The 26,905-nt window shown below is 55.5% G+C and carries 23 protein-coding genes; 10 read left to right on the forward strand and 13 right to left on the reverse strand.

What is annotated here, in order from left to right:
* Positions 1 to 105 precede the first annotated feature (105 nt).
* Positions 106 to 696 (reverse strand): TetR/AcrR family transcriptional regulator, encoded by a 591-nt coding sequence (locus ACR0KC_RS18140; protein WP_480707341.1) that lies wholly within the window; start codon positions 694 to 696, stop codon positions 106 to 108.
* A gap of 119 nt (positions 697 to 815) precedes the next feature.
* Between ACR0KC_RS18140 and ACR0KC_RS18145 the strand changes: the two genes are divergently transcribed.
* Positions 816 to 1,760 (forward strand): alpha/beta hydrolase, encoded by a 945-nt coding sequence (locus ACR0KC_RS18145; RefSeq protein WP_480707342.1) that lies wholly within the window; start codon positions 816 to 818, stop codon positions 1,758 to 1,760.
* Between the two features lie 88 nt (positions 1,761 to 1,848).
* On the opposite strand, the gene ACR0KC_RS18150 is transcribed toward ACR0KC_RS18145, so the two are convergent.
* Positions 1,849 to 2,250, reverse strand: coding sequence for an alpha/beta hydrolase (locus tag ACR0KC_RS18150; RefSeq protein WP_480772098.1), 402 nt, complete (start codon positions 2,248 to 2,250; stop codon positions 1,849 to 1,851).
* Positions 2,251 to 2,345: 95 nt separating this feature from the next.
* Here ACR0KC_RS18150 and ACR0KC_RS18155 point away from each other — a divergent pair, with 95 nt between their 5' ends.
* Entirely contained in the window at positions 2,346 to 3,377 is a 1,032-nt protein-coding gene (locus ACR0KC_RS18155; protein WP_480791449.1) for a GlxA family transcriptional regulator, read from the forward strand.
* Here the strand turns inward: ACR0KC_RS18155 and ACR0KC_RS18160 are convergent.
* The 9 genes from ACR0KC_RS18160 to ACR0KC_RS18200 form a co-directional block, all read right to left on the reverse strand.
* Positions 3,355 to 4,287: a 3-hydroxyacyl-CoA dehydrogenase NAD-binding domain-containing protein gene (locus ACR0KC_RS18160; protein ID WP_480615304.1), complete on the reverse strand. Its 933-nt coding sequence runs from the start codon at positions 4,285 to 4,287 to the stop codon at positions 3,355 to 3,357. The genes ACR0KC_RS18155 and ACR0KC_RS18160 overlap by 23 nt on opposite strands.
* Entirely contained in the window at positions 4,287 to 5,027 is a 741-nt protein-coding gene (locus tag ACR0KC_RS18165; protein WP_480707345.1) for an SDR family NAD(P)-dependent oxidoreductase, read from the reverse strand. The genes ACR0KC_RS18160 and ACR0KC_RS18165 overlap by 1 nt, the downstream gene beginning before the upstream one ends.
* Positions 5,027 to 6,445 (reverse strand): aminobutyraldehyde dehydrogenase, encoded by a 1,419-nt coding sequence (locus ACR0KC_RS18170; protein ID WP_480707346.1) that lies wholly within the window; start codon positions 6,443 to 6,445, stop codon positions 5,027 to 5,029. Before ACR0KC_RS18170 ends, ACR0KC_RS18165 begins: the two co-directional genes overlap by 1 nt.
* A 10-nt stretch (positions 6,446 to 6,455) precedes the next feature.
* The gene (gene kce, locus ACR0KC_RS18175) at positions 6,456 to 7,388 is read right to left on the reverse strand and encodes a 3,5-dioxohexanoate:acetyl-CoA acetone transferase (protein ID WP_170395496.1); all 933 of its coding nucleotides are present in this window, start codon (positions 7,386 to 7,388) and stop codon (positions 6,456 to 6,458) included.
* Positions 7,388 to 8,182: an SDR family NAD(P)-dependent oxidoreductase gene (locus tag ACR0KC_RS18180; protein ID WP_480772101.1), complete on the reverse strand. Its 795-nt coding sequence runs from the start codon at positions 8,180 to 8,182 to the stop codon at positions 7,388 to 7,390. The genes kce and ACR0KC_RS18180 overlap by 1 nt, the downstream gene beginning before the upstream one ends.
* A 5-nt stretch (positions 8,183 to 8,187) precedes the next feature.
* A complete protein-coding gene (gene betC / locus ACR0KC_RS18185) occupies positions 8,188 to 9,714 on the reverse strand; it encodes a choline-sulfatase (protein WP_480772102.1) in 1,527 nt (508 codons plus the stop codon).
* Positions 9,711 to 10,832: a ring-hydroxylating oxygenase subunit alpha gene (locus tag ACR0KC_RS18190; protein ID WP_170636277.1), complete on the reverse strand. Its 1,122-nt coding sequence runs from the start codon at positions 10,830 to 10,832 to the stop codon at positions 9,711 to 9,713. Before ACR0KC_RS18190 ends, betC begins: the two co-directional genes overlap by 4 nt.
* Before the next feature lie 190 nt (positions 10,833 to 11,022).
* Positions 11,023 to 12,390, reverse strand: coding sequence for a sensor histidine kinase (locus ACR0KC_RS18195; protein ID WP_480707349.1), 1,368 nt, complete (start codon positions 12,388 to 12,390; stop codon positions 11,023 to 11,025).
* Entirely contained in the window at positions 12,387 to 13,055 is a 669-nt protein-coding gene (locus tag ACR0KC_RS18200; protein WP_480567518.1) for a response regulator transcription factor, read from the reverse strand. Before ACR0KC_RS18200 ends, ACR0KC_RS18195 begins: the two co-directional genes overlap by 4 nt.
* A gap of 139 nt (positions 13,056 to 13,194) precedes the next feature.
* Here ACR0KC_RS18200 and ACR0KC_RS18205 point away from each other — a divergent pair, with 139 nt between their 5' ends.
* The 5 genes from ACR0KC_RS18205 to ACR0KC_RS18225 all read left to right on the forward strand — a co-directional run bounded on the left by ACR0KC_RS18205 (position 13,195) and on the right by ACR0KC_RS18225 (position 18,839).
* Entirely contained in the window at positions 13,195 to 14,283 is a 1,089-nt protein-coding gene (locus ACR0KC_RS18205; RefSeq protein WP_170402506.1) for a type 2 periplasmic-binding domain-containing protein, read from the forward strand.
* Between the two features lie 79 nt (positions 14,284 to 14,362).
* Positions 14,363 to 16,393 (forward strand): tripartite tricarboxylate transporter permease, encoded by a 2,031-nt coding sequence (locus tag ACR0KC_RS18210; protein WP_170565303.1) that lies wholly within the window; start codon positions 14,363 to 14,365, stop codon positions 16,391 to 16,393.
* Between the two features lie 92 nt (positions 16,394 to 16,485).
* Complete coding sequence (locus ACR0KC_RS18215; RefSeq protein ID WP_170565300.1) at positions 16,486 to 17,574, forward strand: 4-oxalomesaconate tautomerase; 1,089 nt, start codon at positions 16,486 to 16,488, stop codon at positions 17,572 to 17,574.
* Between the two features lie 51 nt (positions 17,575 to 17,625).
* Entirely contained in the window at positions 17,626 to 17,862 is a 237-nt protein-coding gene (locus tag ACR0KC_RS18220) for a hypothetical protein (RefSeq protein ID WP_170391780.1), read from the forward strand.
* The gene (locus ACR0KC_RS18225) at positions 17,859 to 18,839 is read left to right on the forward strand and encodes a D-2-hydroxyacid dehydrogenase family protein (protein WP_170392732.1); all 981 of its coding nucleotides are present in this window, start codon (positions 17,859 to 17,861) and stop codon (positions 18,837 to 18,839) included. The genes ACR0KC_RS18220 and ACR0KC_RS18225 overlap by 4 nt, the downstream gene beginning before the upstream one ends.
* On the opposite strand, the gene ACR0KC_RS18230 is transcribed toward ACR0KC_RS18225, so the two are convergent.
* A complete protein-coding gene (locus ACR0KC_RS18230) occupies positions 18,808 to 19,872 on the reverse strand; it encodes an AbrB family transcriptional regulator (RefSeq protein ID WP_480707350.1) in 1,065 nt (354 codons plus the stop codon). The two genes, ACR0KC_RS18225 and ACR0KC_RS18230, sit on opposite strands and share 32 nt — an antisense overlap.
* Positions 19,873 to 19,950: 78 nt before the next feature.
* On the opposite strand from ACR0KC_RS18230, the gene ACR0KC_RS18235 reads away from it, so the two are divergent.
* The 3 genes from ACR0KC_RS18235 to tcuB are packed head-to-tail and all read left to right on the forward strand — an operon-like array spanning position 19,951 to position 23,097.
* A complete protein-coding gene (locus ACR0KC_RS18235; RefSeq protein ID WP_170392730.1) occupies positions 19,951 to 20,631 on the forward strand; it encodes a GntR family transcriptional regulator in 681 nt (226 codons plus the stop codon).
* Between the two features lie 11 nt (positions 20,632 to 20,642).
* On the forward strand, positions 20,643 to 22,037 hold the full coding sequence (tcuA, locus tag ACR0KC_RS18240) for an FAD-dependent tricarballylate dehydrogenase TcuA (RefSeq protein ID WP_480707351.1): 1,395 nt from the start codon (positions 20,643 to 20,645) through the stop codon (positions 22,035 to 22,037).
* Positions 22,027 to 23,097, forward strand: coding sequence for a tricarballylate utilization 4Fe-4S protein TcuB (gene tcuB, locus ACR0KC_RS18245; RefSeq protein ID WP_480772103.1), 1,071 nt, complete (start codon positions 22,027 to 22,029; stop codon positions 23,095 to 23,097). Before tcuA ends, tcuB begins: the two co-directional genes overlap by 11 nt.
* Before the next feature lie 226 nt (positions 23,098 to 23,323).
* Here the strand turns inward: tcuB and ACR0KC_RS18250 are convergent, their stop codons facing one another.
* Positions 23,324 to 26,416, reverse strand: coding sequence for a hypothetical protein (locus ACR0KC_RS18250; protein ID WP_480772104.1), 3,093 nt, complete (start codon positions 26,414 to 26,416; stop codon positions 23,324 to 23,326).
* Positions 26,417 to 26,905 lie beyond the last annotated feature (489 nt).

A 26,905-nucleotide genomic window follows, 5' to 3' on the forward strand; every position in this document is an offset into this window, starting at 1 on the left:
GCATCAAACATTATGACCAGCGAGCTACTCGGTTCATTACTATGCCGTCATTCACACGGTGGGTGCAAGAACCCGCCATCCAAGATCTGTTTCGGTGATGACCGATCAAACGTCTGCTTTGTAGTGTGCCAGAAACATCGCGACGCAATCGTCCAATACATCTTTGGGCGTCGGGTTCTCGCCAAGGAAGAACTCTGGCCAGAAGAAGAAGTTTTTTACAAGCGCCAGAAGCTGGTTGGTCGCAAGAACCGGATCAGCCTTTCGGATCACGCCTGCATCCATGGCTTCGCTGATCAGCCTCGTTATTGGGTAATCATGTGTTGCTGTTTCAGTGAAGAATTGCCGGGAACGTTCAAGGTCACGGATCAATTCTGAGATGACCATCCGGTTCAATCCGATGGCGGTCTCATCGGTGATCACCCCAATGTAGCGCCACAAGGCGTTCTTCAGTTGCTCAACGAAGTCTCGATCCGGATCATAGGGCACTGGCTCCATGCTCCGGTTCTGCTCCAGCATGATCTGTGAGATCGCCTCGAAAAGGGCCTCCTTGCTCTCGAAGTGATTGTAGAGCGTGCGACTCGATACGTTCGCTTTTTTGGCAATGGAGGTGGTCTTGGCCCCCAGAAACCCCTGTTCTTTGAATTCATCGATGGCTGCGTCGATGATATCTTTTCGTTTTTTTTCAGTGCGCTTCAAGATTTCAGCCTCAAAAAGTAAAAAGACATGTTTACAAAACACTGCCCATCACCATAAGTAAACACAACGATTTACTTTAGCAAGGCGCAATGCTGCCTGATCCCGAAAGGACCAAGACCATGACAACTCAAAATCTCACAGCGGGCAAAAACGAAGTCACCTTCAAATCCTTTGGCGTGGATTTGGCGGGCGATCTCTACCTGCCCGAAGGCTTTGATGAGACCAAGACCTACAAGGCCATCGTGGGGGCCAGCCCGTTCCCTCAGGTCAAAGATCAGATCCCGGCTACTTACGGGCCGGAAATGGCCGCGCGGGGTTTCATCTACCTCGGTTTCGATTACCTCGGCATGGGCTCGTCCCCTGCGCTGCCCGGAGAGTACAAGCAATCCCGCTACATGTTCCGGCTGATCGAAAACACCTGGGACGCCGTGTCTTACCTCGGCACTCTGCCGTTCGTTGACGAGATTTACGGTCTGGGTGTTTGCCAAGGCGGCTCGATCATCGCATCCGCCGCCGTGACCGATCATCGCATCAAGAAGATCGCCATGGTGTCGGGCATGATGGCGGCTGATGGTTTTCAATGGACCGACCGCGATATGGTCAATCAGCAAATCGCGGCCTCGAACGCCTCGATGCAGAAGATGTATGAAACCGGCGAGCCGGATTATGTCGAACCATTTGGGCTAAATGATGAGCAAACCCGAGAAGAATTTGTTGGATCGGGTGTCAACCCGATGGCCGGAGAATCCTATGACTACTACGGACGCGATGGAGTCAAAGGCCCGGTTGCGGTTCCGACCTATACCAACATGCATATCGGCGATCAGGGCATGCAGTCTCTGATTTCCATTGGAGAGGCTTATGCCGATAAGATCGTGCAGCCGTCCCTAACCATCTACAGCAGCACGGCCTTTACAGCGCCGTGCTCCACCCAATTTGTCGCGAAGTTGACGAATGAACATGAGGAGTTGGCTTTCGATGAATTCAGCCACGTGGACTTCTACTACAAGCCAGATGCTGTGAAGGCGTCGACGGACGCTGTTGCTGAATTCTTTGGCAGATAAACAGATTAGGCGGAGGTCATTCCGTGACCTCCGCCATTTCGATTGATGGAGCGCGTATCAATTGATCGTGCACTCGGGAATTTTACCGTCATCCCATGTGCTTGTCGAAGAACTCAATCATCGTTTCGGGATGTTCCCCGAAGAAGTTGTAGCCGATGAAGCGCCGCGTATCGCCGTCCTCGATCCAGTGCAGTTTCTTTTCTTCACCCGGATTCAGGTCAAAAGTGGTCTGAACGTCTTCGGGGATCGTCCAGACATCATCCTTGTTCTGCACAGTGTATGTCGGCATGGTAACGTTTTTGGCGTGAAGATGAGGGGTCATTTTGTCCAAGGGCAAGCCTTTAATCTTTTCAATCTCTTCGCCCAGAACGTTATGAAACGCAGCCAGCCCCATCGCGTCCATCGATACCTTTGACATGACATTGATGGACGCGGGTTGCGTGCAAACAAACGCTTTCACGTCATCAATGTATTTGAGGCATTCCGTCATGGTGTGCATCACGACACTGAGCCCGTGAATTGGTAACTTTTGCACTCCTGCGAAACACAATTGACAATTTTGGACTCCATTTTACAGAATCGGCCATGATCCATCCAATTGATCGCAAGCTAGATATCGTTGTCCTGGTGAGTCCGCATTTCAATGTTTCGGCGACTACGTCTTTCGTGGATCCTTTCAGAATAGCCAATTACCTGACAGGTTCGGCTCGATTTTCTTGGACCTATGTCTCGGACCTCGGTGGACCAGTTGAGTCTAGCAGCGGCCTAGTCGTTGACACTGCCCCATTGGCGGCCGTGACGGGGCGCAAGCCCTGGCTGGTTCTGGTGAGTACAAGTTGGTCACCTGAACGTCACGGAACATCTCAGTTTAAGGTGGCCCTTCAGAAGTGGGAGGCGTGCGGAGCAATCGTTGGCGGCTTGGATACTGGTGCGATTGTTCTTGCGGCTGCTGGACTGCTTAACGGCAAGACAGCGACGGTTCACTATGAGCACATCGATGCCTTTGCTGAAATGGCCCATGATACCACAGTGTCAGAGAACATGATTGTTATGGATGGAAAGATGTTCACTTGTTGCGGGGGTTCCGCAGCGACTGATCTGGGTTTGCGGTTTGTGCACTCTGTCGATGGTGAGAGTATCGCCAATGCATCTGCGCGATATCTTTTTCATCACAATGTACGCGGTGAGGGCCAATCACAGAACCCCAAAGACGTGGAGCCACTGGGGTATGTCACCTCTGGGGTGGTAAGGGACGCGATCGACTTGATGGAGGCACATTTGGAAGCCACTTTGTCGATCCCTGAAATATCAGCGAGGTTGAAGATTTCGCAACGACAACTTAGCAGATTGTTTCGGCAATATGTCCAGAAGTCGCCGATCGAGTACTACCGTGACATACGCCTTGATCGCGCGCGTGGACTAGTAACCCAAACAGAGCTGAAATTCAGCGAGATTGCAGAAGCATCAGGATTTAACGGGCAAGTTCATTTCAGCCGGGCATATCGAAGCCGTTTTGGCCTCACACCAACTGCAGACCGTATTGAAGGCCGTACTCCATTCGAGTTCCGCGCGTGGCCAATGTTCAAGCCTGATATTAAGTCCGAAGGTGTTGGGTAGCTTTTTGCATCGCCGTAAGCATCTTGTCGCGTTGCGCTGATAACTCTTCGGTGCTTTGCCCTTGAGTTTGATCGTTAATGCCATCGACCAGTTTATTGATGACATCCTCATCAAGACGAGGGTTGCCCAGGTCGTCCCACCAGCCATTGAATGTATCCTTGAAATGGTCACAGAAGGCCCGCAGACCGCCGTCGCCTGCACCCAGGTGGAAAAGCGTCGTCGGACCCATCGCGGCCCACCGCAATCCCGGGCCGGCCCACATCGCTTTGTCGATGTCTTCGACGCTCGCAACGCCTTCAATCGCCATATGGACGGCCTCGCGCCATACTGCAGCTTGTAAGCGGTTTGCGACGTGTCCGGGCATGCCCTTCTTGATCCGGATCGTGACTTTACCCAGATCTTCGTAGAACGTCTCTGTTCGGTTTAGAACATCTGAACCGGTTGCGTCGTTCGCCGTCAACTCGACCAGCGGAATGAGATGTGGCGGGTTGAACGGATGACCTAAGATGAGCTTACTCGGATCGCGCCATCCCTGTTGGAGAGCCTCGAGTGTTAAGCCGGATGTTGAGCTTGAAACTATTGCATCAGCACCCAACTCTGGCTCAACTTCCGCATAGGTGGAATGTTTGATCGGCAACCGCTCGGGCACATTCTCCTGAATGAACTGCGCGTTTCGCACGGCCTCAGCTGCGGTCGGTGCAAAGGTGATCGCATCTCGGGTGGCGTGGCCAACTTGGCCCAATTCTTCCAACGCAGGCCACGCCTTTTCAATGTATTTACGGACGGATGCCTCAGCGTTCGGATCGGGATCAAATACAGTCACACTGCGACCCGACGCGAGGAACAGCGCTGCCCAGCTTGCCCCGATGACACCGGCTCCGAGAATGGCGGTTCTTTCGATTTCCGACATCAGAACAGTCCCGGATTCAGGGGGGATGCCGCAGTCATACCACCGTCCACAGTGAACAGTTGGCCAGTCGCAAAAGACGACTCGTCAGAAGCTAGCCAAACAGCCATCGCAGCAATGTCTGCGGGCTTACCAAAGCGTTTGACCGCATGGCGTGCCAGCGCGTCTGATCTAGCCTTTTCCGGGTCATGGGCGAGTTCGAATGCTGCGTCCAGCATGCCCGTCTCAATCCATCCCGGGCAGATTGCATTGCAGCGCACCGCAGGTCCATGGTCCACCGCGACAGAGCGTGTAAGCCCATGCACAAACGCTTTTGAAGCATTGTAGAGCGCCATCGACGGGTCAGCGGCATTGCCCGAGATCGAACCAATGTTGATGATCGAACCACCCTGAGACATTTTCGGAACAAAGGCGCGGCAACAGTTAAAAACGCCTCGTGCGTTTACTCCCATCACCAAATCCCAATCCGCGTCTGAGCTTTCGGTCACTGTTTTTTCGACCTGAACGCCGGCGTTGTTTACCAGGATATCTACCAGGCCGATTGTTCGGGCAGTACGTGCAACCGCTTCGGGATTGGATACATCCAGCGTATACCATGCTACGTGATCCGGTAGATCATCTGGCTTAGGGCCGCGCCCGCAGGTGGCGACAGCCGCACCTTCGGCTGCGAAGGCCTCAACGATGCCGCGACCAATGCCCTGTTTGCCGCCGGTAACAAAGGCGCGTTTCCCAGCTAACCGCATCAGTGTGCCACCATAACGTGACGGACTGCGGTGTAAGCATCCAGCGCATAGACCGACATATCGCTGCCCGTGCCTGAGCCCTTCATCGCGGCCCATGGCATCTCGGGGGTCGCAACCCCATGCGTGTTTACCCAGGTGAATCCATAGCGCAACTTGGACGTCATTTGCATTGCTCTCCCAACATCTCGTGTCCAAACCGATGAGGCCAACCCGTAAGGTCCGTTGTTGGCGGTCTTCAACGCATCTTCTGCCTCAGAAAACCGAGAGACAGTTACAACGGGTCCAAAAACCTCATTGCAGGCGATCTCTGCTGTGTTGTCGACATTGGCGATGACTGTCGGCTGGTAGAAAAAGCCGTCTTCTTCGCCAGACACCCCACCGGAAACGATTTCAGAGCTGCTGCGCGCGCGATCCACAAAACCCGCTACACGATCCCGCTGTGTCGCAGAGACAAGCGGGCCCATTTCCGTTCCTTGAGCTTTCGGTGCACCGATCTGGATCTGGCCAACCTGATCGGCAATCGCGGCCACAAGTTTGTCGTAAACTCTGTCTGCAACCATCACGCGGCAAGGCTGTGCGCAGTCCTGACCGGCATTGAAGTAGCTGCCATATCGGATCGTCTCGGCCACAGCATCGAGATCAGCATCATCAAAGACAATGACTGGCGCCTTGCCGCCCAATTCCAGATGAACGTGTTTAATTTTCTGGGAAGCAGCCCGCATTGCAGCCATGCCTGTCGCCGGAGAACCCGTAACACTGATCCCTTCCATCTGTGGGCTGTTCATCAGGGCATTCCCCACGCCGGGCCCGCGACCATGGATCACGTTAAGCACGCCTTTTGGCAGAACATCTTGTAACAGTTCTGCAAGTCGCAGAGTAGATAGCGGCGTGATCTCGGACGGTTTCAACACCACCGAACATCCTGCCGCAATTGGTGCAGCAATCTTCCAGGACGCCATCATCAGCGGGTAGTTCCAAGGGGCGATGGCGGCGACAGGGCCAATGGGGTCGCGCCGGATCATCGACGTATGACCCGCGACATACTCTCCAGAGGCAGACCCCATCATGGTGCGCGCAGCCCCGGCGAAAAAGCGAAAGACATCAATCGTCAGCGGCATTTCATCATCATGAGCCGATGGCCAGGGTTTTCCCACATCTAGGCTCTCAAGTTCTGCCAACTCATGGCTGTTCGCCTCGATAACATCAGCTATCTGACGCAAGATTGTAGCGCGTTCTGCAGGGGTCGTAACCGAAAAGGTCTCAAATGCCTCTGCTGAGCCGCGCACCGCCGCCTCGATCTGTGCATCGCTGGCTTCTTTTGCGGTACCAATAACCTCTCCTGTTGCAGGGTTCAGGATGTTCAAGGCGTCGCCGGTGCCTTCAACCATTTCGCCGTTAATCAACATGTTCGTCTGCATATGCGTCTCCTCAGAAGCCAACCTGATCGCCGCCTTTTAGTGCGAGCCGCATGCGCGCTTCTGCTGGCGTCGCGACCGTAAGGCCAAGGTTTTCAACGATTGATCGGATGCGCGTGACCTGTTCCGCGTTAGATTTTGCCAACTCACCCTTGCCGATGAACAGGCTGTCTTCGAGACCGACACGCAGGTTACCGCCCCGCATGGCGCTTTGGGTCGCAAATGGCATTTGGTGACGACCAGCGGCAAGGACCGACCATTCGTAATTCTCTGCTCCGAACAGCTTATCGGCTGTGTTGTGCATGTGGGTCAGATGGTCGGCATCTGCGCCAACGCCACCCAAGATGCCAAATACCATCTGAATGAAAAATGGCGGTTTGATCAGGCCCTGATCCACGAACCATTTGACGTTGTAGAGATGTCCAAGATCATAGCATTCGAACTCGAACTTGGTGCCGTGATCTCCACCAAGTTTTTCGATGGCGTAACGAATTGTTTTGAAAGTGTTGGGAAAGATAAAGTCTTCCGTCATCTCCAAAAATGGCCGTTCCCAGTCGTGCTGAAACTCGGTGTATTTCTGCAGCATCGGAAAGATACCAAAGTTCATGGATCCCATGTTGAGCGATGCCATCTCTGGGCTGGTAGATGTCGCCGCCAGCAGCCGCTCATCCATCGACATCCCCAAGCCGCCGCCGGTCGAGACATTCATCACAACATCGGTGGACTGCTTGATTACGGGTAGAAACTGCTTGAACAGCTCAGGTCGGGGATCGGGTTTTCCTGTCTCCGGGTGCCGTGCGTGCAGGTGAATGATTGATGCCCCTGCCTGGGCCGCCTCAATACTGGCCGTCGCAATCTCGGCCGGTGTAATCGGCAGATGCGGTGACATTGACGGCGTATGGATGCCTCCGGTCGGCGCGCAAGTGATAATGACTGGCTTGGGCATCAGAGCTTCATCTGCTGCACTTGTGCAGACAGCCCCCCGTCCAGAACCCACAACTGGCCAGAGGCATAGCGCGCCTCGTCCGAGGCAAGCCAGTTGACCAGATTTGCAATATCCTCGGGCGTCCCGTAGGTCCGCATCGGATGAACATCGCGCACGGCCTTTTGCAGCGTTTCAATGTTGCCACCTCCTCCGCCGGATCCATCGCCGTTGAAGAAGCTCTGCAGCATTGGAGTGTCGATATAGCCAGGGCAGATGGCATTCACCCGGATACCTTCTGGGCCATGATCGCAAGCCATTGCGCGGGTCAAAGCGTGAACTGCACCCTTGGTCGCGCAATAGGCCGCAAGCCCAGGGTCTGCGATGAACCCGTCGTAGGAGCCAAAATTGATAAGGCTTGCGCTATTCCCTGTCTTCGCCGCTTCGCGCAGCAATGGGATGGCGTATTTCGAGGTCAGGAACGTGCCCGTGGAATTAACCGCAAAGCTTTGATTCCATTCCTCCAACGTGGTCTCTTCAACCGTTTTTTCGATCTCGATCCCCGCCGCGTTCACTAGGATGTCCAACTTTCCGTGTGCGGCGCGCACATGATCCATCGCCGCAACCGAGTCTGCTTCTTGAGTCACATCCAGCTTTACAAAATGACTGCCGTCGTCGTCGTGTTGATCTAACGACCCTTCCGGTGTGAGGTCAGCGGCAAATACCGTTGCGCCTTCTCTTAGAAACCGAGCGACAATCGCGCGCCCGATCCCACCGCGGGCACCAGTCACGAGAGCAACTTTTCCGTTCAGCATCATTGGTTTCAATCCTTCAATGGCGGATAGCGGTAGCGGCGTGCAGCCACTGTCCAATCCATATTGTTGCGTACATACTGCTGACTTGCATCGGACGGCGGGTTGTAGTCCCAAGGCTCGCTGGCACCGGCCTTCATCGCGGCATGTAATGCACGGCGCGATTTTTGCGTGGCGATTATCTTCTTTCGCAAAGCACTGCCGTCCCACCGTTCGGCGACTTCGGCTGCAAAACGAGTTTTCGCGTCGGAGTAGCTTGGGTCCGAAGCTAAATTCTTCGTTTCCATCGGGTCAGCACCCAGGTCATAGAGCTGCGGTGGGTCGCTATCACAATGAATATATTTTAAGGGCCCGCGCCGGATCATGATCACAGGATAGCCCGTCATCTCGGCACAATATTCTCCGATCGCCTCATCAACTGAATCTTCTTCACCCCGAGCCAAAGGCATAAGGCTACGACCGTCGATCGGCTCTCCGATCATCGTCTCATCACCGCCGCCGATGTCGATAAATGTCGGCAAAAGATCGATCAGTGACACTGCATTTTGAGCGGCCCCAACTGAGATGCCTGGCCCGGCCATGACCAGTGGAACGCGTGCGGAGTGTTCGAAGAAGTTCATTTTGTACCACAGCCCACGTTCACCCAGCATGTCGCCATGGTCGGCTGTGACAATCACAATGGTGCTGTCCAACTCGCCCGTTTCTTCGAGTGTTTGAACCAGCTCTCCGATTTTGCTGTCGAAGTAACTGACGTTTGCCAGGTAGGCATGGCGCGCGCGCAGGATTTCTTCCTCGGTCAGTGGCACATAAGACGCTTCGATCCCATCCAATAAACGTCGTGAAAAGGGGTCTTGATCCTCCAACGCGGGCACAAACGCGGGCAAGTCAATTTCATCATCCGTATACAGGTTCCACCATTCGGGCCGCGCAACGTAAGGATCATGCGGGTGAATGAAGCTCACCACCATCGCAAAGGGCGCATCGTTCCCACGTGCTTTGTCTCGGGCAACATCGAAGAGCCAGCGATTGGCGGCAAAGCCAACTTCGTCGTCATAGTCGATCTGGAAGGTAGCGTGGGCAACGCCGCTTTCCTTCACCGTTTGCATGTTGTGATACCACTTGTCGATCCGCTCGTCCTGGGCCTCCCAATCCGGGGTCCACGCAAAATCAGCAGGATAGATGTCGGTTGTCACACGATCCTCAAACCCATGCATCTGATCCGGTCCGACAAAATGCATCTTGCCTGCCAAACAAGTACGATAGCCCAGCGATTTCAGATAATGCGCAAATGTCGGCACCGAAGCCTTGAACTCGGATGCATTGTCGTAAGCTGCGATGCGACTGATGTGCTGACCCGACATAAAGGAAAACCGTGAAGGCGCACAAAGAGGGGAATTGCAGTAAGCTGCATCAAAGCGCATGCCGCGCGCGGCCAACGCGTCAAGATGTGGCGTCTTGGCGACCTTATGCCCGTACGCCCCTGTGAAATGCGGAGCCAATTGGTCCGCCATGACCAAAAGGATGTTTGGCCGCGTCACGTGGCACCTTTTGCGTAAGCGTCCAAGACTAAGCCATGGAAGTGATGAACGGCGTGCTCGGACTTGCCGGACCCGTCCGGGTCATTGACGATCCGACCTTGGGTGAACGCAGGTGTATTCATCCCGCGCTGCACACTTTCGACGAGGCTGATATCTTCGACCTGAAGTACCTCGTCCAGATAGCGAATTGCATCCAGCTCCATCGCGTCAGGTTCCGGCGTCTCAAGGAAGAAGTCATAGGTCTCAAGCGTCCGATCTGGCCCAACAGGGATGATGTTCAACACGATCATGCTGGACCGTCCGGGATATCGCATTAGGCAAGTGGTTGGATAGAGCCACCAAACCGCGTGAGTTTTCACCGTGGCGTTCGAAACGTCATAGGCGGTATTTGGACTGTTGCCTGCGTCAGCCATATGGCTGGAGTAAATGCCGTAGGTTGTAACCTTGTAGGTATCCATATCCACGAGGTCACAAAAATCCTTATGGGCCGTAGGGCAATGATAGCACTCAAGGAAATTGTCCACGACGTTCTTCCAATTCGACTTGATGTCGTAGGTCAGACGGTGGCCAAAAGTGAGTTGATCCACATCCGGTGCCCAATGGCGCACCTCGGTTTCCAGGTTTCCGGATTGCTCTGACAAAGAGGCAGCCGTCGGATCCAAATTGACAAAAACAAAGCCGCAAAACTCTTCGACCTGCACTTCGTCGAGGCAAATCTCATCCTTGTTGAAGTCTTCGAGGTTTTCAGTATGTGGCGCACGCGCCAATTGCCCGTCAAGCTTATAGACCCAGGCATGATAGGGGCACATAATCCGTGTGGTATTGCCTTCGCCTGATAGCAGTTCATGGGCACGGTGTTTGCATACGTTGTAAAAGGCGCGAAGCTTACCCTCTTTGTCGCGCACAACCGCAATAGGTTGACCGGCAACATCCACTGTTACAAAGGACCCCGGCTCTCGTGTTTTCTCGACATGACACACCCATTGCCAAGTTTTGGAGAGGATGGAGCGAAGGTCTGCGTCAAACCACTTGTCCTGTGTGTATGCCGCAGCCTGTAACGAGCTAGAGCGTGATGGATCGACGTGATAGCCCAAGGAAATTGTTTCTGAATCGGTCATGCTGCCCTCTCCCGTTAAACTTAAACCTATTTCAAGTGAGATTCGGGGATATGCTTAATCGGCCGCTAGTTTGATCATTTTCGACAGTTATTTGACCTGCGGGGACTCTGTTTCAATCTCTCGAGCGCCGGATTTAGTCGAGGAGCAATTCAACCCTTATAGGTGTCGGACTTGTCAAAAACGAAACAATTCAAAGGATTATCGGAAGCTCAAGCGTAACGCTCGCTCCTCTTTCGACTTGGTTGATTAAGACTGATCCGTCGTGGCGCTGCGCCACCGCAGAGACGATTGACAAACCCAGGCCACTGCCTTCGGAATATTCCAACTGGGAGAACCGACTAAATGCAGTTTCGCTTTGGTCGGGCGAAAGGCCAGCGCCGTCATCAGCGACAGTAAGCCTAACGTTTCCGCCGTCAGAACGCAGGACGACTGAAATGCGGCTCAGTTTAGCGCCACCGTGCTTAACAGCATTGTCTAACAGGTTCTTTAGAGCTTCAGTTAGAAACACCTGATCACCTGATACTATGACCGCCGTCTCGGGCATCGTGACATCAAACTCGATGCCTTTTGCAAGAATGTGAACTCCCATTTCTGCGCAGGCTTCTTCGACAACCGAGCGGAAATCAATTTCAACCATTTGATCTTGGTGCGTCGGTTGCCTGAGCCGTTCAAGTGATAGCAGTTGTTCAGCGACTGTTGCTGAGTTCTTTGCCGCTGCGACAAGCTCGATGATGCGTTTATCGCGGTCTTCATCGGTTTTCGCATCTCGAAGCGCTTCGGCCATCGACTGAACGGCGGCCGCAGGGTTACGTAGCTGATGTGCCGCTTCGGATATGAACACCTGATGGGCATTGATACTTTTTTCCACCTGTCCAAAGAGTCGATTCAAGGTTTTGACGACACCTTGAACCTCGACCGGTACCGGGCGTTTGATCTCACTCAGGTCATCTGGTGAGCGCAGGTCGATTGCGTCCTGTAAATCCAGGAGGGGCCGCAGCCCGCGAGCAACTCCGAACCATACCACAAATGCCAGAGTGGCAAGTAGGATTCCCATGAGAATTCCTGCGCGGATTGACAGCTCATTTGCAAACGCGTTGCGATCCGCCATACGTTGCCAAACTGTGACCGTCGCATCTCCTATGAGATTTTCTATGGTCACACGTTCTGTCAGCTTAAGAACTCGCACCGGCTCGTCGCGATAGAGTGCTTCGAAAAACTGCGGCCTGTTCGCCTCTTGTGCAAACGGGTTCGCGGGTGCCGGAGGGTATGCATAGCCAGTCACGTAGATGCCACCCGGGCCCGTAACATGATAAAAGATCTCTCCGCCCGACGCGTCGCGGATCAAGCTGCGCGTGGTGGGCGAAAGTGCGTCACCTCCTGAAATCGCAACATCTCGTGAAATTGCAAGACCGGCAGATAGCAGGCTGTCGTCAAACAGCTCCTGAGCCGTTTCCTGGGCAATCATAAAGCGCCAAAGCCCAAGAAGGATCGCAAGCAATACCAAGGGTGTCAGGATAAGAATGAAGAGTCGTAGCCTGAGGGAGCCGTGCCTGATCACTTCTGCACCTCAAGAAGGTACCCCAGACCGCGCGCTGTCTTGATCTTAATGCCGAGATTCTGAAGGCGTTTTCGTAACCGCGAAACATGAGGTTCAACAGCTGAGTCATCGACATCGGCCCCAACGCCATAGACATAATCTGTGAGTTGGCTTTTAGGAACAATTCTGCCCCGACGCTCCAACAGGCATTCAAGCACCGCTATTTCCCGCCGTGGTATATCCATGACTTGGCCCTGAACACTAACCTGACGCGATGCGCGGTCGAATTCGAGGCTACCGATGCTCTCCCGCGCTCCGTAGTCAAGTTCTTTGCGCCGAGAAAGTGCTCGGACGCGTGCTTCTAACTCGTCCATTTCGAAGGGTTTTACCAGATAGTCATCTGCGCCCATATCCAAACCGGTCACCCGGTCGCTTGTTTCGGTGCGCGCTGTTAGCAGGATCACGGGCGCACTGTCACCACGTTCGCGAAGCGACCTCAGGATGTCCAACCCTGACCGGCCGGGTAGGTTGATATCCAGAACGATCAAATCCGCGCCTTCTTGTTGAAGGTACAGGTCAGCCGCATCTCCGTCAGTCAGTATATCTGCCGCATGACCTCGGTCACGAAGGCGATAAGCAATGGCATTGGCGAGTGGCTCATTGTCCTCGACTATGACGATCCGCATTGGGTCTCCTGCAAGTTTCGCGCAAGGTTGGCGCTCCATGATTGCCAGATGGGAGGGGGAATCAACCCCACAGTTCTATTTGCGATCACGGTAGCGCCGGGGGCGATGACGTGATTGTCTGGTCAACAGGGAGGAACCAATGACCATTTCCAACTTCACCCGTCGCGCCGTCGTGGGGCTGATCGCCGCCGCCGGTATCGCTGCACCTGCCGCTGCCGAGGTTGATTTCTCGGGCAAGACCATCGAATGGGTCATCCCGTTCTCGGAAACGGGTGGTTCGGCGAAATGGGCCAACTTCTTTGCGCCGCTTCTGTCCGAAGCTCTTCCGGGTCAACCGACCGTGGTCGTGAAATTCATGCCGGGTGCTGGTTCGACCAAAGGCGCAAACTGGTTCCAGGAACAAAGCCACGATGATGGAACCTTGTTGTTCGGCACTTCCGGTTCAACTCAATTCCCTTATCTGCTGAGCGATCCGCGCGTGCGTTATGAATACAACGACTGGATCCCGGTTATGGCGTCCGGGACGGGTGGTGTCGCCTATCTGAACGCAGAAGATGGTGCCAAGTTTGATGGCTCCGCAAATGCGTTGAAAGACACGAACTTCATCTACGGCTCGCAGGGCGCAACGCGTCTGGATCTCGTGCCGCTGTTGGCATGGCAAATGCTGGGTATGAACGTTGAGCCAGTCTTTGGCATCAAAGGCCGTGGCGATGGTCGTCTGATGTTCGAACGTGGCGAAGCTAACATCGACTATCAGACCTCATCCGGCTATTTGGGTGGATCCGCCCCGCTGGTTGAGGCCGGTCAGGCTGTGCCGATGATGACCTGGGGGGCGCTGGATGCCGATGGAAACATCGTCCGCGACCCGACCTTCCCTGATATTCCAACCTTCAAAGAGGTTTGCGAGGCAACGGATGGTTGTGAAACCAGTGGCGAGGCGTGGGACGCTTGGAAAGCGTTCTTTGTCGCAGGTTTCCCGGTTCAGAAGTTGGCTTTTCTGCCTGGTGATACACCACAGGAAGTGGTCGACGCCTACACCGCAGCGTTTCAGGCTGTGACCGAGCGCGGCGACTTTGCTGATATTTCGTCCAAACGCGTCGGTAAGTACCCGGTATTTGTGGGCGACGGTTCCAAGGCGGCGCTGCAAACCGCGACAAACGTCGACGACAATGCCAAAGGCTACGTTCTGAACTGGCTCAAAGAAGCCTATGGTGTCGAGCTGAACTAAGCCCACACACCACAGCGCGCACTCCAATGTCGGGTGCGCGCTTTTTCAAACACAAGACAGTATATGAAAGGCGGCCGCTATGGAGGTTTTCGCCACCGCTCTTCCTGCGCTCAATGATGCGTGGGGTTTGATCCTGCAACCTATCGTACTGGGGTATCTTGTTCTCGGTGTCGTTATGGGACTGGCCGTAGGTGTTTTCCCGGGACTTGGCGGTATTGCCGGTTTGTCCTTGTTGCTTCCTTTCATGTTCGGGATGGACCCAATCCTTGGTTTGGCGCTGATGATCGGGATGGTCGCCGTTGTTCCGACCTCTGACACCTTTGCTTCTGTTCTTATGGGGATCCCCGGCAGCTCCGCCTCTCAGGCAACTGTCCTAGACGGCTTCCCAATGGCGAAGAAGGGTGAGGCCGCGCGGGCACTATCTGCCGCGTTCGCTTCATCGCTGTTTGGCGGTTTGGTCGGCGCAACCTTCCTAACAATGTTCATTCTGGTCGCGCGGCCCATCGTTCTGGCGTTTGGTCTACCAGAGATGCTGATGATCACCATCCTCGGCCTTTCCATGGTTGCCATTCTGGCTGGGCGCATCCCCTTAAAGGGCGTCGCAGCTGCTGGGCTTGGGTTGATGGTTGGCACAATTGGTGAGGCGGACGCTGGCGGTTCGCTCCGTATGGCAACCTATGACATTCCGTATCTGACAGATGGTTTGAAGCTGGTCATCGTTGGATTGGGCATCTTTGCCGTTCCCGAAATCGTCTCGCTGCTGCGGCAGGATCGATCGATTGCCAAAGGGGCTTCGCTGGGGGCGGGTTGGCTGGACGGCGTCAAAGACTGGGCCGCGAATATCTGGCTGTCTGTTCGCTGCTCGATCATCGGGGTGGTCGTTGGCGTCATTCCCGGCCTAGGCGGTTCGGTCGTCGACTGGATCGCTTACGGCCATTCGGTTCAATCGACCAAAGATAAAAGCAACTTCGGCAAGGGCGAAGTACGTGGCGTCATCGGGCCGGAAAGCTCAAACAACGCCAAGGAAGGCGGCGGGCTGGTGCCTACGCTACTGTTCGGCATTCCCGGCTCGGGCTCGATGGCGATCTTCATCGGTGCAGTGGCTCTGTTGGGATCTGGTGACATCGAGGTCGGTCCAAGCATGCTCAAGGACAATCTCGACATCACCTATTCGATCGTTTGGCTTTTGGCGCTTGCCAACGTCGTGGGCACCATCCTGTGCATCGCGGCTTCCGGAGGCATCGCCAAGCTGACAACGATCCGCTTCACCTATCTGGCACCTTTCCTGTTCATGCTGATCAGCTTTGCAGCCTTCCAGTCCGGTCAGAACTTCGAAGACCTTCTGGCGCTGTTCGTGATCGGCCTGATCGGGATCTTCCTGCGCCGGTTCGATTGGTCGCGCCCTGCCTTTCTTATTGGGTTCGTGCTGTCGAACCCGGTTGAGAAGTTTACCAATCAGGCGTTCCAGATTGCCTCATTCCGGTTCCGCAAAAGCTTTGGTGAGGGCATGGAGTATGTCTTCAGCCCGATCGTGATTGTTCTGATCTTGGTCACTGTGGCTTCGGTCATTTTAGGAATTCGGCAGGCTAAGATGATCATGGCCGAAGGTGAAGTCCAGTCTGGCAGCAAGCGCGCGCCGTTGATCTTCCTGCTGGTGATCATGGCCTACCTAATCGCGGCATTGATCAACGCCAACATGATCCCAGACTACAACATGACCGACAAGATCATCCCGTTGGTGATCGGCAGTGTGTCCTTGTTCTGCTGCGTGATCCTGCTGATCCAGATGATGCGGAGACCCGAGGGTGATGCAATCTTTGCCGATAAGGAAATTGCCGGTGAAGATGCGAGCGCTCCGCATGGGCTTTGGTCGACGTTGGCGTGGTTTGCAGGTCTTATCGCGGCAACGTGGGTTGTTGGTTTCATCCTAGCCCTGATCGGGTTTCTGATTGCCTTCTTCCGCATTCGAGCCGGTTCAAGCTGGCAGATGACGCTGATCCTGACAGCCTGCGGCATCGGTTTCATGTGCGTCATGGCAGGCGCTCTGAACCGGGATTTCCCACCGGGACTGTTGCAAGACATGGTGAGCCTGCCATGGCCACTGAAATGAATGCTCCACTGAGGTCCGGTCTGCGAAGCAGGCAGGTCGGACAAAGCTGAAAACACAACAGTTTTTGACGGTTTGTAGAGGAGGGGTTCGAGATGACCCAGACAGCAATCCCGTATATTTTCATGCGTGGCGGCACTTCGCGGGGGCCCTATTTTCGTCGCTCTGACCTGCCCGTGGATATGGACACGTTGGCTGATGTGCTGGTCGCTGCCCTAGGGGCCGGGCAGGCGTTTAACATTGACGGAATCGGTGGCGGTACTGCTGTGACGACCAAGGTAGCCATGTTATCTGTCAGCGATGATGAATGGGCCGATATCGATTATTTCTTCGCGCAGGTTTCGGTTGAGGAAAAGCTGGTCGACTTCAAGCCAACTTGCGGAAACATTCTTTCCGGCGTCGCTCCGGCCGCAATTGAAATGGGTTTGTTTCAGCCTCAAGGCGATGAGACCGTGGTCCGGATACGCGCAGTTAATACGGGTGCGCGAGTGGTTGCCAAAGTGCAGACCCCGGGTGGTGAACTGGCCTATGAGGGCGATGCCGAGATTGCCGGAGTTCCCGGGCAATCTGCACCGGTACAACTGAGTTTTATGGGAGTTGTGGGTTCGGCAACGGGTGCATTTCTGCCCACCGGAAATCTGCGCGATACGGTGCAAGGGGTCGAACTGACCTGTATGGATGTCGCCATGCCTATGGCTATGGCCCGCGCCACCGATTTTGGACTAACTGGGTATGAAAGCGCAGAAGAACTGGACGCCAACCGCTCGTTCTTTGCCCAGATGGAGGCAGTTCGGATCGAAGCCGGGGAACTGATGGGTATGGGGGATGTATCGAAATCGGTAACCCCCAAATTCGGGCTGTTGGCACCAGCCGAAGAGGGCGGAACCCTTGCAGTTCGGTATTTCATGCCATGGAAAACTCACCCGACAATGGCCGTTACGGGTGCGCAGTGCATGGCGTCTTGTGCTTTGACGCCCGGAACCGTCGCTGATGGGTTGTTGAACCGACCTAAGGCAAGCCCGGCTGAAGTTGTGCTGGAACACGCTTCTGGGAAGATTGATGTGCTGGTGGACTTCTCGAATGACGGGGACTTCAACGTAAACTCTGCTGGTCTGGTGCGGACTGCGCGAAAGCTTGCAGATGGGCATGTTTACATACCCGGATCTGTGTGGAGTGGCAGTTGAAACTGGGATCTCCGTTATGTATACTAAGGTATACAATATGAAGGTGCCACGATGAACAATTATTCTGAATGCCTCGATATTGCGCGTCAGGAACTAAGGCTGGCGCAGTCGGTCCTGCGGCGGGACATTGCGGAATACCCGACACCGATCGCCGGGTGCGATGAGCAGTTCAACCATTTGCTGGATCAAAGCGAGCGGGTCCGCAATGCGCTTGCAGCACTCGATACGCTGCATTTTGTGCCGACGCCAAGAAAACTGAACACCGGGCAGGGTGTGGAAAGTCGATGAAGGTTCACATTCTGGATGATTGGTTTGATACACTGCAGGGCTTGCCTTGTTTTGGAAAGCTATCCGACCACGAAGTGAAGATCTGGACAGATCATGTCGAGGATACCGATGAATTGGCGGCACGGTTGCAGGAGGCCGAGGCGTTGGTTCTGTTTCGCGAACGCACCAAGGTAACCCGCGACTTGATCGAAAAGCTGCCGAACCTGAGATTGATAAGTCAGCGCAGCGTGTATCCGCACGTTGATGTGCAGGCATGCTCGGACAACGGTGTTCTGCTGTGTTCAAACATGCATGGTGGAACGCCTTCGTATGCTGCAGCCGAACTCACTTGGGCGCTGATCATGGCTGGGATGCGCGATTTACCGGCGCAGATGGCCTCGGTCAAAGCGGGGCGGTGGCAGGCCGGAGTTGGCAAGACGCTGAGAGGGCGGCAGCTGGGACTGTACGGCTATGGCCGTATCGCACGCGCTGTCGCGGGCTACGCCGAGGCATTTGGAATGAATGTAGTCTGGTGGTCCTCAGATGAAGGTCGGGTTCGGGCGCAGGCAGATGGTGTTCAGGTCGCCGCGAACCGCGAAGCTTTCTTTGCCAACAGCGATGTTGTCTCGATCCATGTTCGCCTGAAGCCAGGCACAAACGGCATCATTACTGCGTCGGACTTCGCGCACATGAAGCCGGGATCACTGTTTGTGAATACATCCCGTGCTGGCCTTATTGCAAAAGGGGCATTGCTTGGGGCGCTGAATGCCGGCCATCCCGGGAAGGCCGCAATCGATGTCTTCGATTCCGAACCCCTCAATGATCCGAAAGACCCCTTGCTTTCGCATCCAAATCTGATTGCGACGCCGCATATCGGCTTTGTGACCGAGGATGAGTTCGATCTGCAATTTTCGGACATTTTCGATCAAGTGAACGCCTACGCTGCAGGCGCTCCGGTTCACATGATCAACCCCGAGGTTTGGACCAGCGCAGGATAAGGTTGGCCGCTATCGGCGCACCGATGATTACCAACACGATCCTTGTCAGATGATGTGTGATCACAAAGCCCAGATCCGCGCCTGAGACGATGGCCAGAACTGTCATTTCTGCCTGCCCGCCGGGGGCAAAGGCCAAAAATGCCTCGACCGGTTGGCCCAGCCCCAAGGTGGTGACAACGGCAGTGAAAGCGGCCGCCAGAACGGCGAGGACAATGACATAGGCGATGCCCGCCGCTACCACACGGCGTAGTTCGACCCATGTGACACCTACGAATTTCACGCCGATTCCGCAGCCGATAAAGAACTGAGCCGCAAGGATGGCCTCGCGAGGCGGTCGGGTGTGAATGAAGTCGCCCAGTGACAACGCAGCCGTCAGGATCATTGGCCCTAGAATCGACGCCCCGAACAAGCCGATCCGCTCACCGCCTTTCCAGCCGACAAAGGCAGCAAGAACCATCAGCGCCAATTCATGTATCGGCAGGTTGCGCGCGGGCTCTCCGATTGGGTTGGTGAGTTGGGCGTCGTAAAACACCGTAAGAAACAGAGGGGCCAGCGTTACAATAATCAGAACGCGGGTTCCGTGGATTAGGGACAGCGTTCGCGGGTTAGCGCCAGCCTCGGCCCCGAAGATTATCATATCCTGCAATCCGCCGGGCATGGCCGCGTAAAACGCGGTCGTGGTATCAAAGCCCCAGACCTTGCGGAAGAATGGCACTCCGACCAGCGCGATCAGCAGGATAAAGAACGGGATCAGTGCAATCGACGCTGCCATCTTCGGCAGTTCTGCAAATAGGGCTGGGGTAATCGAAGCCCCTACAGCCACGCCGAGTATGGTGCGCGCCGCAATCGAGACCTGACCAAAGCCTTCCATTGGAGCATGAGCCAGAGCCGCGATCAGACACGCGCTCATCGGGCCGAACAGAAAAGGCAATGGCAGATCCAACGCCCAGAATAGCCCTGTGCCAAGAAGTGCCAAGCCCAGTGTTAGGGCCCGCTTCGCTAGGAGAGAAGGTGTATTGTTCTGGGTGGGCAAAGTGCAGCTTCCGACAATATTGACTCACTATGTATCCAAATGTATACAAATGGACGCAAGAAGACAAGTGAGCACGCGATGACCATTCAGGACGACCCCTTACAGCCTGGTCCGCAAGGCAATTCGGCGTATCAACGCCTGTTGGATGAGATTCGCGAGGGTACCCTTCTGCCCGGCGAGCGCCTGCGCGAGATTGAGCTGTCTGAACGGTTGGGTGTCAGCCGAACACCGGTGCGCGAGGCGATCCGGCAGCTGGAGACCGACGGCCTGGTCACGCATGTACCGCGGCAGGGCGCGACCGTCCGCAGTCTGGATTACGCCGAGGTGATGGAACTCTATGAGATGCGCGCAGTGCTCGAGGGCACTGCGGCCCGTCTAGCAGCGCGTGCGGCGTCGGATGTCGAATTGGACGAGTTGGATGTTTTGAATGATCGTTTGGCAGAGGCTGGCACAGGTCCAGACGCGGCTCGGATCAACCGGATATTTCACGCCACGCTTTTGGATGCAGCCAAGAACCGATTTCTCGCGAAATCCATGTTGTCCTTGCAGAAGGCGCTGCTGATCCTTGGGCCGTCGCAATTGTTGGACGGAGATCGGGCCGAAGCGGCAGTCGCTGAACATCGGCGTATTATGGCCGCGCTGAAGGCACGTGATGGCGCGGCGGCCGAGACAGAAATGCGCGGGCATATTCAGGCCGCACAACGAATGCGTATCCGGGCGTTGCAGGAACGCGATCGGACAACCGACGAAAATCACTAGGTAGACAGGATATGGCCACCCAAATGGAAGCTTACGATATCGCTGTGATCGGTGGCGGGAACGCTGCTTTATGCGCCGCGATGACCGCCGCCGAAGCCGGTGCCCGCGTTCTGATACTGGAAACCGCACCAAAACCCTATCGCGGAGGAAACTCGCGCCATACGCGCAATTTTCGCTGCATGCATGGTGGCCCTTTGGGCCCGTTGATCGAAGAGTATAGCGAAGACGAATATCTCGCGGACTTGATGAAGGTCACCGGCGGCAAAACTGACGAGCATCTGGCCCGCCTCGCGATCCGCACTTCCGAGGAATGCCTGCCATGGATGGAAGAGCACGGTGTCAGGTTTCAACCCTCTCTTTCCGGAACACTTTCTTTGGCGCGGACAAATGCCTTTTTTATGGGAGGCGGGAAGTCTCTGGTGAATGCTTATTACCGAACTGCGGCGGGTTTGGGTATCGATGTTTTGTATGAAGCCGCCGTCACGCATTTGGAGCTGAACGGGGATCGGATCGAATGGGTCGACTATACCTATGAAGGTCAAAACCACCGGATAATGCCAAAGGCAGTCATCGTCGCCTCGGGCGGGTTTCAGGCCGATACGGATTGGCTGACCCGTGCATGGGGTGAGCCTGCAAAAAACTTTCTGATCCGAGGCACTCCTTATAACCGAGGCGTGGTCCTGGCTGATCTTCTGGACCAAGGCGTCGAGAGTGTTGGCGACCCGACCCAATGCCACGCCGTTGCTATCGATGGGCGTGCACCGAAATTTGACGGTGGTATTGTCACCCGTCTGGATTGTGTGCCGTTTTCGATCGTCGTGAACAAGGATGCCGAGCGCTTCTACGATGAGGGCGAGGATGTCTGGCCCAAGCGCTATGCAATCTGGGGGCGCTTGGTGGCAGCCCAACCAGATCAAGTTGGCTATGTGATCATCGACGCCAATTCGTTGAATCTGTTCATGCCGTCGGTGTTTCCACCGCTGAAGGCAGATACGTTGGAAGAACTGGCCGGGATGATGGGCCTGCCTGCCGAAAAGTTGACCGCAACAATCGCTGAATTCAACGCCGCCTGCGGAGACACCAGCGCCTTTCATCCGACAGAGCTGGACGGCGTTTCAACATCTGGCTTGAACCCGCCCAAGACCAACTGGGCGCGTCCGATCACCGAGCCGCCATTTTACGGTTATTCGCTGCGTACGGGCGTAACCTTCACCTATTTGGGCCTCAAAGTCGACGATGCCGCGCAATGTTCGAGCGCCGACGGCAAAATCAAAAACATGTGGGCGGCTGGCGAAACCATGGCGGGCTCGATCCTTGGGCAAGGTTATCTAGCCGGTTTCGGCATGACCATCGGAACCGTCTTTGGACGCATCGCAGGACGTGAGGCCGCCGCTTATGCAAATTGAATTGATACAGGAAGCCCGCCGTCAGGCTGAAATTTGCAACGCCTGCCGCTATTGCGAGGGCTATTGCTCGGTCTTTCCGTCGCTTCATGCGGAACGCGCGTTCTCGGATGGGGACATCACGCAACTGGCCAACCTGTGCCACAACTGCCGCGGCTGCTACTACGCCTGCCAGTACACAGCCCCGCACGAGTTCGACCTGAATTTGCCGAAGGCTCTGGCCGAGGTACGGAGGGACAGCTGGGAAAGCTTCGCATGGCCGCAGCCGTTGGCGCGCCGATTTCACACCCATGGCGGGGCGATTGCGCTGGCACTTGTGGTCGGATTTGCCCTGTTGTTCTGGGCAGTTCGCGCGATAGGTTCCAGCGGAGGGGACGGGTTTTATGCCGTTCTGTCGCATAATGCGATGGTTGCGATTTTTGCTCCGGCATTCTTGCTGCCACTCTTTAGCATTGCCATCAGCCTAAGGCGCTATTGGGCCGAGGTGGGGGGAAAACCCATCAAAATGGCGGACCTGCTGGCCGCCTTAAAACGAGCGGGTAAAATGCAGGATCTTGCCGCAGGTCATGGTGAAGGCTGTAATTTTGAAGACGAAGACCGGTTCAGTCAGGCGCGACGTCATATTCACCACGCGATCATGTATGGCTTCCTGCTTTGCTTCGCGTCGACCTCGATTGCAACGGTTATGCATTATGGCTTTGGAATGCATGCGCCGTACGGGTTCTGGTCTTTGCCCAAACTATTCGGAATCTCCGGCGGTGTGTTGTTGACAGTGGGTTGCTGCGCCATGGCAATTCTCAAGCAAAGGTCCGATCGCAAGCTCGGTGATGCTTCGGCATGGGGCGGCGATATCGGTTTCATCCTGTTGCTGGGATTCGTCGGTTTTAGCGGACTTGCTCTTTACGCTTTCGGATCAACGGCTTTGATGCCCGCGTTGCTTGCTATTCATCTTGGATCGGTCCTGACATTCTTCCTGCTAACGCCCTACACCAAGATGGCCCACGGTTTCTATCGGCTTGCTGCTCTTATCAAAGATGCGCAACAGAAAAGAGATAGTTACTAGGCTGCGGCGACCCTGTCGCCCCTTGGGAAGCGGTAGAAAAGTATACTTAAATCGCAGCTTGAGGTCTGACTTTGGGATCAGACAGGGCGGTCCCACCTTGGTGTCGTTGAAGCAAATTGCCCTCCCGTATGTAGAGCGCAATCACGATCATGATTCAGCCTTGCGACCGGCACCTCTAGATCGCGCAGCCCGGGCCGATAATGGCCCGGGCCACTCCCAGTTTGCTTTAGCTGGCCAGGCCGCAGGAGGAAGAGTCGCTGTTGTTGGTGGTGTCTGTCTCCGTCACACCATCGGCCGGATTGGCATTGACGGTGATCTTGAAGGGGATCTGCTCGCCACCTTTGACCTCGTCCGGGAATTCGAGCGATAGTGTGGTCTCATCCCCGTTTGGCCCCAGTGCCGGTGTCGGCAGATCGACCACCACGCCGCTCTGGAAGAAATCGACCCGCGTGGTCGAAGGCCCGGCAGCCCCTGCACCAATGTTACGCACGATGATCCTCAACTTGCGCGGCTCCTCACAATACCAAGCCGGGAAGGGTGGCGGGCCGGGAGGGAAGGGCTGCACCGGGATCAGGTCCGGTTTGTCCTCGGGTGGAGGCGGCGGCGGAGGTGGCGGTGGCGGGGGCGGTACCTTTTTGATCAGCCGAGGCACGACTGGTTCGACATCGATGGTTTCCACTTCGCCTTCACCATGGGCGGCGGTGTAGACCGCGACCACGTCCAGCGGTGTTTCGCTGTCGATAAAGACAAACCCTTTCAGGAAACAGCATTCGGCCACCCGCAGGTGTCGTGCCACATCTTCGCAATCGATCTCCATCGATTCCCAGGGACCGAGTTTGTTCTTCGTTCTGGCCGAGACATTACCCGGTTTTTCGTTTGGCAAGGCCGACGACACCCGTTTACGAAAACGCACAGCATCTCCGCTGCCGTTTCCGATGTTGATTGCTGTGTGATAGCGGCCCTGGGACAAAATGCGGCCCTTGGAACAGCCGCAGACGAACTTGACAGCGTAACGATAGGTCATCTTCGGTTCTTCCTCCTCGCAGCAAGGGGTGTCATCTTCGGCGCGGTTCACCTCCATTCGGCGAAGGGCGACGTTGTTGTCACCAAGTGCCAGTCGATCGACAGGCAGACTGCCTGCGATCGTCTCGACATTGCTGCGGTCTTCTGGCGTATCCACGCTGGCAAGAATGTATTCCTCGCACAGGTCCTCGGGGCACCATGGGATCGGGCCGACGATCACTTCGTCGCCACAATGCACTGACTGGCCGATGGGTTCGCCTACGATCAGCGGATCCCAGTCATCCGGCCATGTGGTGCCCTTGCCTTCCGTCGCGCGGGCTAATGACAAAGTCACTGATTGGGCTGGGTAGTTGCCGCGATTGCCGATCCGGACATACAGATAATTCTCGACGCAGCGGCGCGGAGTCTCGTGGTCGGTGCTGCCGTCAGGACGGTGCCGATTCCAGATGCCGGGAGCATTGTTGCCCGGTTGGTGCCAAGGGTATTCACCCTGTCGTCCGTCATCAATGAAGACGTCAACATCAGGCGGGGATCCGTTGTAGAGCGCCTGTTTCTCAAAGCCCCAGCGTACCACTTTGTGTGCCCAGCCTCCGGCTGCACCGTCGAATTGAGCAGTGTTCTCGTCTGATTCCTGCAAGGCGCGGGAAAAACCTTCGACTGTGTTGGGCACGATCCCAGCCAAAAGCGGCACCGCCTGCAGGATCAGATAGATCGTGTAGCGGCTGGCATGCAGCCTGTCGTCCAGTTCTGTGGAATCACCTCCGAGAGATCGATAGATTCGGCCCAAAGTAGTGGCATTGATCTCGGTCGACCGATATCCGCCCACGTCCATCGTGCCACCCCAGCCCCAACCCGAGGCGACCGACCGATCCCATCGCCGGGTGATCAGGTTACTGAAGGGGAAGGTGCGGAAACGATCCGGCGCAATACCTTGAGGATCGTAAAGTATTGCCGCCAGCGCGTCACCAAAGCCATGACAAAAGCCGAAATTGGGCCAATTGAGATGATCCCATAGCACCGCGTGCCCGAACTCATGCGCCGATACGCGCGAGTCTGTGGCCATGCCGACTGTGGAGCCATTTGCCGCAAGCGCATAACGAAAGCGTAGTACACCATTGCCTATGGCATTGCCTGGCGCCTGAGCATTCACCGGTCCTGCAATGGGATTGAACCAGCGGTGATCAACATCCACTGGGAAGGTCACCCCGTCGAAATAGCTGGGCAGATCGAAGCCCAAAGACTGGACGAAGCGATACAGGAAATCATGGTTGTAGTACGCACAGACCGCCGCGAAATCGTCGCTGTCGGCGGGATAATCAAAGATCGATGCGGCACCGGCGTTTTCAGTCGGTGGGGCGATGTTTGGTGTGTCGAGATCCCGTACCGCCACCAATTCGCCGCTTAGTTCCACCGGTGCGCCACCGCCCGGTAATATCAACCGTTCCAGCGCCACCAGTTCGCGTTGCGCATCCAAAAGCGCAACCGGGGCCGTCGGATCAAGCTCTGAATCTCCTGAAAGTGATATCGGGTCGTCTGTGAAGACGTAACCCGAAACACACCCCACCAATGGCCGGATGTAAAGCACCGCGCCGGTTTCCCAATCGACCAATGCTCGCCAGTTCAGCTCTCCGTAGTCGGGAATTTTGCAGCCAAAATGCACAAGGCTTACGAAACGCCATTCGCCGTCCTTGATGCCCTTTGGTACACGACCGATCTCTGGCAGCGGGGTTAACTCGGCCCCTTCGATCTCGCCTGGTTCTTTGTGTGGCAGGCGATGTTCTGTGTCGTAGCGATAGACAAAGTCCCGGGTGTCATTAACCTTAAATTTTGTGAACTTGGCCCCTTTCACTGCTTCGCGCAGAACCGTGCCAGCTTGTTTGTCGCGGCCAGCAGGCGGAGTAGGGGCGTTGCTGAGTTCGATATCGGCAGCAACACTTGAGGACGAACCGGTGACCACATTGTCTGGGCCGGCCATGCGTAGTGTCAGACCGCGCTCCCAGACCGGGATGCCGTGATGTGTCTGACGAAATGTGAAGACCAGAAAGGACTGTACTGCCTTGGCTTCTTCCAGCCGCAGCTTGCTGCCCTCCTCGCGATTATACTTGCCTGAAACACTCTCGCCGAGCCTGTCAAGAAAATCGGGCTTTATCCGGTAAAGCCCCGCCACTTCGGCGGCATAAGCCTGCGCCACATCCAGCGCACTGGTTCCTTTAGAACGCCCTCCAAGAGGGTCGCCATGATGCTGAAGTCCAATGATCGCGCCGTCTGGCGCACGTTCAAATACTGTTTCGGGCATGTCTGCCTCCGTTCAAAAGCAATCTGAAACGCTGGCCCAGAGGCCCCGGATCGCCCGGCCGAACGGCAAAGAAAAAGAACTTGTTGTAATAAAAAAAGAATAACGAAGCGCGATGGCCGGAGAGACCCAGCGGCGATCCTGCCAACAAAGCTATCGTAACATTTATTGTCGATTCCCGCAAAAATCTGCCCGCTAAGCCGGAAGGCGCGATCACCTTTGTTTTGCTATCGCCGCTCACCCGAGGCTCTCGGTCAATGCGAGCTGTAGGTGCAGGTATGTAACGGTTAGCGCCGTACAACTGGCATCGAATTTACAACGCCATTGCGGATGTAATCACTGTGTTGATGAAGAAGAGGGGCATCAGACTAGGAAGCTATGAATAACCACACGCTCTCTCAGCACCGTTGTGAAATGTTACGGGGCGTCCTTGGCCCCTCTGTGTAAGGTATATCTCGACTGCCTCTGACAACGGTACAGAGGCAGCAGAAG

The sequence above is a fragment of the Ruegeria sp. CF3 genome, assembly GCF_056537365.1.